Origin of the sequence: Streptomyces sp. RP5T (genome assembly GCF_003933965.1) — a bacterium.
Classification (GTDB): Bacteria; Actinomycetota; Actinomycetes; order Streptomycetales; family Streptomycetaceae; genus Streptomyces.
Map to the genome: position 1 here is coordinate 21,296 of NZ_RSAJ01000031.1, position 9,883 is coordinate 31,178.

At 68.4% G+C, this 9,883-nt stretch carries 9 protein-coding genes and 2 pseudogenes; 6 read left to right on the forward strand and 5 right to left on the reverse strand.

Annotated elements, in window-relative coordinates:
- Positions 1-30: 30 nt before the first annotated feature.
- Entirely contained in the window at positions 31-651 is a 621-nt protein-coding gene (locus EHS43_RS05755; RefSeq protein WP_125189438.1) for a LysR substrate-binding domain-containing protein, read from the reverse strand.
- A gap of 340 nt (positions 652-991) precedes the next feature.
- Between EHS43_RS05755 and EHS43_RS05760 the strand changes: the two genes are divergently transcribed.
- On the forward strand, positions 992-1,162 hold the full coding sequence (locus EHS43_RS05760) for a hypothetical protein (RefSeq protein WP_260470399.1): 171 nt from the start codon (positions 992-994) through the stop codon (positions 1,160-1,162).
- A gap of 30 nt (positions 1,163-1,192) precedes the next feature.
- Here the strand turns inward: EHS43_RS05760 and EHS43_RS05765 are convergent, their stop codons facing one another.
- Entirely contained in the window at positions 1,193-1,882 is a 690-nt protein-coding gene (locus EHS43_RS05765) for a GntR family transcriptional regulator (RefSeq protein ID WP_185806124.1), read from the reverse strand.
- A 209-nt stretch (positions 1,883-2,091) separates the two neighbouring features.
- Between EHS43_RS05765 and EHS43_RS05770 the strand changes: the two genes are divergently transcribed.
- Genes EHS43_RS05770 through EHS43_RS05785 form a run of 4 tightly spaced genes read left to right on the forward strand, consistent with a single transcriptional unit; the run spans position 2,092 to position 6,163 of the window.
- Positions 2,092-3,444 carry an MFS transporter gene (locus EHS43_RS05770; RefSeq protein ID WP_125189440.1) on the forward strand — a complete coding sequence of 451 codons (1,353 nt, stop codon included), beginning with the start codon at positions 2,092-2,094 and terminating at the stop codon, positions 3,442-3,444.
- 17 nt (positions 3,445-3,461) lie between these two features.
- Positions 3,462-4,355 (forward strand): transketolase, encoded by an 894-nt coding sequence (locus EHS43_RS05775; protein ID WP_221740721.1) that lies wholly within the window; start codon positions 3,462-3,464, stop codon positions 4,353-4,355.
- Positions 4,352-5,356: a transketolase family protein gene (locus EHS43_RS05780; RefSeq protein ID WP_125189441.1), complete on the forward strand. Its 1,005-nt coding sequence runs from the start codon at positions 4,352-4,354 to the stop codon at positions 5,354-5,356. Before EHS43_RS05775 ends, EHS43_RS05780 begins: the two co-directional genes overlap by 4 nt.
- Before the next feature lie 39 nt (positions 5,357-5,395).
- Positions 5,396-6,163: an SDR family NAD(P)-dependent oxidoreductase gene (locus EHS43_RS05785; protein ID WP_125189442.1), complete on the forward strand. Its 768-nt coding sequence runs from the start codon at positions 5,396-5,398 to the stop codon at positions 6,161-6,163.
- A gap of 122 nt (positions 6,164-6,285) precedes the next feature.
- Here EHS43_RS05785 and EHS43_RS05790 read toward each other — a convergent pair whose 3' ends face one another.
- From EHS43_RS05790 to EHS43_RS47440, 3 genes and pseudogenes are all read right to left on the reverse strand, one after another.
- On the reverse strand, positions 6,286-6,705 hold the full coding sequence (locus EHS43_RS05790; protein ID WP_185806125.1) for a hypothetical protein: 420 nt from the start codon (positions 6,703-6,705) through the stop codon (positions 6,286-6,288).
- 44 nt (positions 6,706-6,749) lie between these two features.
- Positions 6,750-7,486, reverse strand: a pseudogene (locus EHS43_RS05795) (hypothetical protein); the annotation flags it as partial.
- Positions 7,487-7,777: 291 nt separating this feature from the next.
- Positions 7,778-8,189: pseudogene (locus tag EHS43_RS47440) on the reverse strand (PIN domain-containing protein).
- Positions 8,190-8,559: 370 nt separating this feature from the next.
- Between EHS43_RS47440 and EHS43_RS05805 the strand changes: the two are divergent.
- The gene (locus EHS43_RS05805) at positions 8,560-9,651 is read left to right on the forward strand and encodes a LacI family DNA-binding transcriptional regulator (RefSeq protein WP_125189444.1); all 1,092 of its coding nucleotides are present in this window, start codon (positions 8,560-8,562) and stop codon (positions 9,649-9,651) included.
- Positions 9,652-9,883 lie beyond the last annotated feature (232 nt).

The window sequence follows — 9,883 nt, forward strand, 5'->3', positions numbered from 1 at the left end:
GACAGGCGTGCGTTTTCAAGCTGCCGGAAGTCAGGCCGGCGGCATGGTGGCAGGTCGCAGGGCGGATGCGGCATGCTCCAGGCGCTGCCATTCATGCGCTGCGTCGCCCGAGTCGCGTGGATGCCACACCGCGGCATCGCGGAGCCCGGGTAGGGGGACGGGGGCCTCGGCAATGGACAGCTGGGCGGCATCTGCGGCGGACAGTGCCAGGCGTTCGGGTATGACGGCCACCGGCGGAGTCCGCGTCAGGAGATAGGGGACAAGTAGCTGGCTCTCCGTACGGATCTCGATCCGACGGGTGACATTGAGTTCATCCAGGGCGTGATCGGCAAGATTGGGCGCGCACCGGTGACGTACTGCACGAAGGGCCACTGCCGGAAGGTCCAGGGAACTCGGCTGGCAGAAGGCCGGATTGCCGCTCCAGGCGCAGGCCATGAAGCGGTCCTCGTACATGGCGTGCCGGGGGAAGCCCGGGAGGAACTTGGTGCACAGTTGCTCCGAAACCAGCGCGAGGTCGGCGTCGTCGCGCCTGATCCGGTCGGCGAAGTCGTCATGCAACGCCTGTAGCCGCACACAGACGGCTGGTGCCTCGATGGCCAGCGTCTCCAGCAGAGGACGTAGGAGAACCAGAGTCGTGTAGTCGTTCGCCATGATGGTGCTCGCCCTTGTCGCCGGCGATCATCACCATTGCGACCGGCATCCTCGCGGTCGCCACGATCCTGACCACGCGTGAGACCGCCGGACGCCCACTCGACCACCCCTTCGGGCCGACGTCGGCTCCTCATGCCCCGACCAGCGCGGTCCGATGACCGCCTCCGCGAACTCGGCCCGGCCATCTGGACCAGATGGGACGGAACGACGCGCTTGCCTGGCCGGCATTGGGCGAGCCCTCCGCGGCTGATTCGACCAAGGGTCTCCGCGATGATGGGGGAGGGCCACATCCCGTCGCCGAGGCGGGCGCAGCCCGATGAGGCTCCCCGCCCTACGCTGGATGCTCGACCCGGCAACCAGCCTCCTGGCCTTGCGGCTTCGTGCTCAAGAAGGCGGCCGCATGTCCCACGACGCGGCCTGGCGGCTGGCCCGGGTGGCTCGCCATCCCGACGAAATGGTGTACCGGCATCATGGACACCTCGTCGAGGACATACCCAACGAAGCGCAGTAGCAACAGATGCGAGGCGAGGGGGGGCCGGGATCAAGCGGTCTCGCGCGCGCCTTCGGGCTCGATGCCCAACCGCTCGATCGCCGATCTCATGTGCGCGTGCAGAATTTCCTGGGCCGCTGCGGCGTCTCCGCGGGTGATCGCGTCGGCGATGGGTTCATGGGCCGACGCGGACATGGCCGACTCGCGGCCTTCGCCGGCCGCGCTCATGATCACCACGCGCATGGGGCCCTCGAGCTGCCGCCAGGTCTTGAGGAGTACCGAATTGCCGGACTGCTCGCACAGCAGGAGGTGGAAGCCGAGGTCGGCCTCGACCTTCTTCGCCAGGTCCGCGCCCGAAGCGAAGGCGTCCTGGAGTTTCCTCAGGGCCTGGCGGAGTGCGTCGGCCGCTTCCTTCCTGCGCGGTGACGCGATGATCTGCGCCAGCGCCAGACCCTCAAGCGCTTCCCTGACCTGGAACAATTCCCGGACCTCGGTCGGCGTGAGCTGGGAGACGCGTAGCATGCCGCGTGCGCCGGGTGTGACGAGCCCCTCCTGCTGGAGGTGGCGGAGCGCCTCCCGTACCGTGCCACGGCTCACCGACAGGTGCTCGGCGATCTCGACCTCGCCGAGGTGGTCACCGGGGCGGTACTGGCCGGTGATGATGGCCGTCCGCAGCGCCACTAGCGCGCGCTCCCGGAGGGTCGTCGAGCGGGTGAGACTGTACAGCGCCTGACCGGACACGGTCGAACCCTCCTTCAAGTCCATGAGTGATCAGAGTAGCTCCAATCGGTGTTGTCTGTTGACAGTCGGCATTCCTCGTCCGATCTCAGCCGCGAGGGTTGACATGTTCTGCCATCGGGCTCAGCATCAACTCGACTGTTAACAGTCAACAGTCAACAGCCAATAGTGGAGCCTGGGACGGTTGCCACTCACGATCAAGGAGGATCGGCATGGCTGAGTCCAAGGCGCCGCATCAAGCGGCGCAGGGATCACCTGAGCGTCTGAGAGTCGCCGTCGGATGCGGCGTGGGCGCGACCATCGAAACGTACGACTTCATCGGCTTCGGAACGGCCGCCGCCCTCTACTTCGGGGACGTTTTCTTCCCCGACTCCGACCCGCTCTCCGCCACTCTGCTCTCCTTCGCGACCCTGGGCATCGGCTTCGCCGCACGGCCGCTGGGCGGCGTCATTGCCGGTCACCTCGGCGACCGCGTCGGCCGCAAACCCGTTCTGGTCGGGTCGCTGCTGCTGATGGGCATCGCGACCGTGGTGATCGGATGTCTGCCCACCTACCAGATGATCGGGATCTGGGCGCCGGTCCTGCTGGTGGTGGTCCGGGTGATCCAGGGACTTGCCTTCGGTGCCGAGTGGGGCGGCGCCATCCTGATGACCTTCGAACACGCCCCGTGGCGACGGCGTGGCCTGTACACGGGGATCACCCAGGCGGGTTTCCCGGTGGGGCTGCTGCTCGCCAACCTCGCGTTCCTGTTCAGCCGGCACGCTCTGGACGACGCCTGGGCCTGGCGCGTGCCGTTCCTGCTCAGCTCCGTGCTGATCGCGGTCGGCATCTTCATCCGGCTGAGGATCGACGAGTCGCCCGAGTTCGCAGCGCTCAAGAAGTCCGGCGACGTTGTCAAAAATCCGCTGCTCGAAGTGGTGCGGCAGGACTGGCGCAACGTGCTGCGGGCCTTCTGCCTGCGCATCACGGAGACCGCGGGGTACGCCGTCTCGGTCACCTTCGTGCTGTCCTACCTGGACGACGGCGACGCCCCCGACGTGACGAGCACCACCACTCTCACCGCCCTGGTCACCGCAGCCGCGCTCGGCATCGCGGCCACCACGCTCTGGGGCCGCCTGTCGGACCGGGTCGGCCGTCGACCCGTCTACCTGCTGGGCTGCTCGGTCAGTGTCCTCTGGGGAATCCCGCTCTTCCTGCTCGTCAACACCGAAGCTGCCGCGTTCATCCTGATCGCCTTCGTGATCAGCTACGCCGTCTGCCAGAACTGCCTCGCCGGTGTCCAGGGGGCCTGGTTCTGCGAGCTCTTCGACACCAGGACCCGCACCGCCGGGACCTCCCTGGCCTATCAACTCTCCGCCGTGGTCTCCGGGTTCACCCCCTTGATCGCCACCGCGCTCTACTCCGCCACCGGATGGACCGGGCCCGCTGTTCTCTTCAGCTGCTACGGGCTCCTGGGACTCCTGGCGACGTTGATGACGCGTGAGACCTGGGGTGCCGAGGAGCGCCGAGCGGCCGACCGCGCCATCACCGCGACCCCGGAACACGCCCTCCCCGCTGCCTTCTGACCCAGAAGAGGATCAACGTGACAACCACTCAGGCACCCGAGACACGGGTGTCGTCCACCCGGCGCGTCCACGCCCTGCGGGACGCCGCCTACCGAATCCGCAGGCACGCGCTGGACATGGGGGAGACCCAGGGCCAGGGCTACGTCGGACAGGCCCTGGGGGTGGCCGACGTTCTGGCCGTCGTCTACAAGGACGTCCTCAACTTCCGTGCGGACGACCCCGACTGGCACCAGCGCGACAGGTTCCTGCTGTCGATCGGCCACTACGCCATCGCTCTCTACGCGGCTCTCGCCGAGGCTGGTGTGCTGGACGTCGCGGAACTCGCGACCTATGGAAGCGACGACTCGCGTCTGCCCATGTCGGGTATGGCCTCCTACACACCCGGCATGGAGATCTCCGGCGGTTCCCTCGGGCACGGTCTCGGTGTCGCCACCGGGATGGCGCTCGGCCTGCGCCACCAGGGCAGTGACGCCCACGTCTACAACATGCTGTCCGACGGCGAGTTGGACGAGGGCTCCACCTGGGAGGCGGCGCTCGCCTGCGCCCACCACGGCCTGGACAACATCACCGCCATCGTCGACGTCAACGCCCTGCAGGCGGACGGCCCGACCAAGGGAGTGCTGCGCACCGAGCCGGTCACGGCCAAGTGGGAGGCGTTCGGCTGGCACGCGGTCCGTGTGGACGGCAACGACATCGAGTCACTCGTCGCGGCCTTCGACGACCTGCGCAGGCACCGCGGTTCGCCGGCCGTGCTCATCTGCGACACCCGGATCGGCTGCGGCGTACCGATGCTGGAGACCCGGGAGAAGGCGCACTTCATGCGCGTCGAGGACCACGAATGGCGGCTCGCCCGGAACCAGTTGACGGAGCGTCATCATACGGCCGTCCGGAAAGAGGGAACCGCTCGATGAACACCTCAGCGACGCAGGCAGCCTCCCAGCGCAAACTCACCACCTCCGCGATGATCGCTTCCATCGCCGAAGAGGGACAGCGCACCACCAAGGCCCCCTTCGGCCACGCACTGGCGCGGCTCGCCGACGAACGCCCGGATGTGGTCGGACTTTCCGCGGATCTGGCCAAGTACACCGACATGCACGTCTTCCGAGAGGCTCATCCTGACCGCTTCTTCCAGATGGGCATGGCGGAACAGGCGATGTTGGGAGCGGCAGCGGGCCTGGCCGAGGTGGGTCTGACCCCGTTCGCCTCCACCTACTCCGTCTTCGCCACCCGCCGCGCCTACGACTTCCTGTGCCTCGACATCGCCGAGCCGCGGCTGAACGTCAACGTCGTCGGCGCCCTTCCCGGACTGACCACCGGCTACGGCCCCAGCCACCAGGCGACCGAGGACCTCGCCATCCTGCGCGGCATGCCCGGACTGACCATCGTGGACCCAGCGGATTCGGTCGACATCGAACAGGCCGTCCCGGCACTCGCCGCGCACCCGGGCCCCACCTATATGCGGCTGCTGCGCGGGGCCGTGCCCACCGTCCTCGACGAGTACGACTACCGGTTCGAAGTCGGCAAGGCGGCACAACTACGCAACGGCCGCGATGTGTTGTTCATCTCCACCGGCCTGATGACGGTACGGGCCCTGACCGCGGCCGAGGAACTCGCGGCCGACCACGTCGACGTCGCTGTCCTCCACGTACCGACGATCAAGCCCTTCGACCGCGAGACGGTGCTGCGGGAGGCGGCGAAGGGCCGCCTCGTGGTGACGCTCGAGAACCACAGCGTCGTCGGAGGTCTCGCCGAGTCCGTGGCGTCGTGCCTGGCCTTCGCCCGGCAGACGGCACCTATCGTCCCGATCGGCCTGCCGGACGAGTTCCTTGCCGCGGGCGCGCTGCCCACGCTCCACGACCGCTACGGCCTCTCCGTCGAAGCGATCAAGCAGCGCGTGCGCCGCGAACTGTGATTCCTGTTCCCCCGTCTTTCCCGTCCTCAGGAGAACCGCATGTCCACTGATCCCACCTCTCGCACGGCCGTCATCACCGGCGCCGGCTCCCCTCGCGGCATCGGACGCGCCACCGCGCACGCCCTCGCTGCTTCCGGCTACCACATCGCCGTACTCGACCTCAACAAGGAGGCCGCCGAGGAGGCCGCCCGGGAGGTCGCCGCCCGGCACGGGGTGGAAGCCCTGGGACTGGCGGCGGACGTCTGCGACGCCGACGCGGTCGACGCTGCGTTGGCGGCGGCGGAGGCGGCTCTCCCACCGGTGGGCGTTCTCGTGAACAATGCGGGGATCACCTCCCCGACCCGCTTCCTCGACGTGACATCCAACGAGTGGGACAAGATCTTCGATGTCAATGTCCGCGGAAGCTTCCTGGTCACCCACCGCGTGGCCGCGGGAATGGCCGAGCGGGGCTTCGGCCGGATCGTGTTCCTGTCCTCCGTCTCGGCAGAACGCGGCGGCGGGGTGTTCGGGGGAGTGGCGTACTCGGCCGCCAAGGCGGCGCTCCTCGGATTCGCCCGCTCCCTCGCCCGCGAACTCGGTCCTTCCGGGGTGACCGTCAATTCCGTCGCACCGGGCCTGATCGACACCGACATCACGCAGGGCAAGCTGGACGAGCAGCGAAAGGCGGCCATGATCGCGGAGGTTCCGGTCCGCCGGATCGGGGGCGTCGAGGACGTGGCCGACGTGATCGCCTTCCTGGCGCGGCCCGAGTCGGGCTACCTCACCGGGGCGACGTACGACGTCAACGGCGGATCCCACATCCATTGACGAGACGAGGCTCGGCATCCCCGTGACGGTCGGCGATGCCGATTCCTGCGGCGGGTGCTCGTACGGTGTTCGGGGAGCGGGAGGTCGCCCATGAAGTGCGCGATTTCGACGTAGTCGGCGTATTAGCCGTCTTGTGTGAGCTCACGCAAGCGGGCGATGTCAGCCGCGAGGTCGTTCTGGGCATCAAGGACCGTGTGGTGAAAGCACAGGGCCAGTTGCAGTTTGGCCGCGGCGTAGGAGATGCCGAAGAGGCCGATCTCTGCAAGCTGGACGGCTGCCCGGTCAGGCAGGTCAACGGCGAATCCTGCGTCGCGGACGAGTGTGGCGATGCGAGCGGTCATCTCGTTGGAGCGCAGGCTGAGGGGCGACAGCAGCCGGTCCGCGAGGTCGAGTTCGTCGTCATCCCGAAGCGTGTCGACGAAGGATACGGCGAAGGCGAGATGCGCCTGGGCCACGGCGGTCTCACCGACCACACCGTGTTCTTCGGCCTCGCTCCGGGCAGCAAGATACGGGGCTGCCGCACGCTCGATGTCCCCCTGCACTCACCACATCCCCCAGCACTCGATGGTGCCGCCCAGCCCAGACATTCCGGCGATTCCATGGCGCGGACCGTCGTACTGGTCCACTCCTCGGTGCGCGGTAGCTCCAGCACTGCGGCCAGGGCGTCGGCGTCGATGGGCTGTCCGGCGGGGGCCTGGAGCCGTATGGTGCCGTCCTTGCTGAGCGGGGTGGCGCGGCGGTCGTCGTCGGCGATGCCGCGGCGCAGCGCCATGAAGGTGTCCATCTTGCTGCCGATGCTCGTCCAGCGGCCGTCGCGCTGCTCGTAGGCGATGGAGCGGGACACGCTGCCTTTGGAGGCGCTGGGGAAGGACGAGCCGTCCGCCGGGGGCGAGTTGGTCGAGCCAGGCGTGAGGGACGCCGCGTGCACCGACGGTGGCGATGATCCGGTCGTACGGGGTGTCCTCCGCGTGGCCGACGGCACCGTCCCGGGTCAGCGCCTAGACGTTGGTGAACCCTGCCGCTTCGAGGTGGGCGCGGGCTCCTTCCACGAGGTCGTCGTCGACATCGCCCGTGGTCATGACCGCTCTCGCCGACCAGGGCGTTGCGGAGTCGTTCGGCCTGGGCCTTGGGGGTGGCGATCGTGTCGGTGTTCACCGTCCTGACGCTGGTGGGTTCCCACGTGTCCTCGGCGGGCGACGCGGTGTTGTCACTCGGTCCCATGACTGACTCGCGCGCGGTGTTGAACAGTGCCCTCTGGACGTCCGGGCGTAGATCCGCGCGGTGGGAATGGAAGATCACGTGGCGGGCGATGACGGCTCGCAGGCGAGGTGGGCGAGCGTGAGTGGTGTCCCACGGACCGCGATGCCGCGGGCCCCTGGGTCCCCGGCTGGTGGGACTTCCCGATCCCGGCGCACTCACGGACGAGCGCCAGGACGAGTACGACCGCATCAGGGCCACCGACGCGCCTCGTTCGGCTGCTCGGACTTCCGATACATCTCAGGTGACGATTGAACAGGGTTATCCATCGGGTGGTGCGGGCGGCCTGGCCGTCAGTCTGACCGCCGGGCAGCGGGGTCGGTCGGAAGCTTGGTACAGCTCGACATCGCGCGAGCTCTACTGCCTGAGTTCGATCGTGCGGACCGGCTGCACTGTCGTGCGCGCGATGGCTTCGAAGCCGCGGTCGTAGTGGAGGAGGGTGAGTTGGCTTCCTCGGCCGCGGCGGCCACGAGGAGGTCGACGGGCCCGCGCTGCGGTGTTCTCCCTTGGCGGTCAACTGTTTCTGGATGACGCTGGAGCGGCGGTAGGCACCGTCGGGCATGGGGCACCAGGCGTAGTGGGCGCCGAGTGCCGACTACAAGCGGGCGCCGGTGCGTGGCCGAACGCGCCGAGTGGAGGACTTCCAGTTCGGTGAGGTCGCAGATCGCGACGAGGCCGGCGGCGATCCGGTCGTCCCATTCAGCGGTGCTTGACGGAGGAGGACGCGGGCGAGGGCGGAGGTGTCGATGAGGTGGTCGGCGACGGTCACTCGGCTGGTCCGGTGCCGCGGTTGTCGTTCGCCGCTGTGTCCCTGCTGGTGGGGTTCCTGCGCTTCCATGGTCACGATCAGCGAGGCATCTCTGACCTCGAGATCTTGTGCGCGGATCAGGCAGCCTCCTGCGAGCTCCCGACGGACTGATGGCCTGGAGCGCAGATCTCCCTGACCGCCCTGCTGTTGAAGGGAGACCCCTGCGCGGCGAGGGCCGATGAGGGGGCGGCGTTGCTTTCGGATGACGGCAATGTTGCCGAAAACCCTTGACGCGTTCCCTTCGACTGCGTAGATATGACTGCGCAATCATGACAGCGCAGTCATACGGAACGGACCGCGTTGCCAGACTGCCGGAGATCAGGAGAGGCTCATGGCGCGACAGGCAGGCGGCAGCACCGGCACAGCACCACGCAGCATCGACGTGGCGCGGCTGGCGGGTGTCTCGCAGAAGACGGTGTCCAGGGTCATGAACGGTGAACAGTATGTCTCCGGCGACCTGCGCCGACGTGTTCTCGAAGCCGCTGAGACCCTGGGCTACCGGCTGAACCACGCCGCCCGGGCGCTGGCATCCGGTCGGACCCGGTCCATCGGTGTGGTGACGCTCGGCACGGCACTCTACGGCCCTGCTTCATTGCTGATGGGTTTGGAGCGGGCCGTCCGGGATACCGGTTACACCCTCCGCGTGGTCAATACGGTGGAAGGCGACTCCACGGGCATCGCCGGCGCCGTCGACTCGCTCCTTGACCAAGGCGTGGACGGCATCGTCATCTCCGAGCCGATCGACGAGGAGGGCGGCGACGATGTCGCGATCCGCGCGGACGTGCCGTTCCTGGTCCTCGGCGCGCCGCCGCCGTTCACCGCTCAGCGGGTGGTGACCTCCGGACTGGTCGCCCATCAACTGGCGCAGGCCGCCACCGAGCACCTGCTCGACCTCGGGCATTCGACCGTCCACCACCTCGCCGGTCCGCAGCGGTGGTACGCCGCCAGGGACCGGATGGAGGGCTGGCGGGCGACGCTGGCCGCGCACGGTAGGGGCGAACCGCCTGTGATCGTGGGCGACTGGTCGGCCGCCTCCGGATACCGCGCGGGACGCGAGCTGGCCGAGAACCGCGATGTCACGGCGGTGTTCGCCGCCAACGACGACATGGCCATCGGTCTGATCCGCGCGCTGCTGGAAGCCGGCCTACGGGTACCGGACGACGTCAGCGTCGTCGGTCTGGACGACATACCGGTGGCCGCCTATGTGACCCCGCCCCTGACGACGGTGCGGCAGCCGTTCGACGCGATGGCGCGGGACGGCCTCAAGCGTCTGGTACACGCCATCGAGAACCCGGAATCGGACCCCATCCCAGTGGACGACCCGCCGGTCAGCCTCGTGGTCCGGTCGTCGACGGCACCCCCGCCGGACCGGAAGACCGCACCCACCCGGACCACCACCGTGCCCCGGCGGACCTCGGTCTGACTCGCCGCCCGCCCGGCACCGCGTTCCCCGATCACGATGGGAGACCAGCCCACCCGCAGCGCGCCACGTTCATCCACCTCTCCCCGCCCCCTGAATCTGAGCGCGCGAGCCGATCCAGGCCCTCGGGTCGTCGTTGCGTTCACTCACCAGCGCGGCGGCCCGTACACAGCTCCCCGAGCCGTGTACCCCGGGCCATCGCCTTCGCTGCCGCCGACTCAGGCGTGAGCGACCG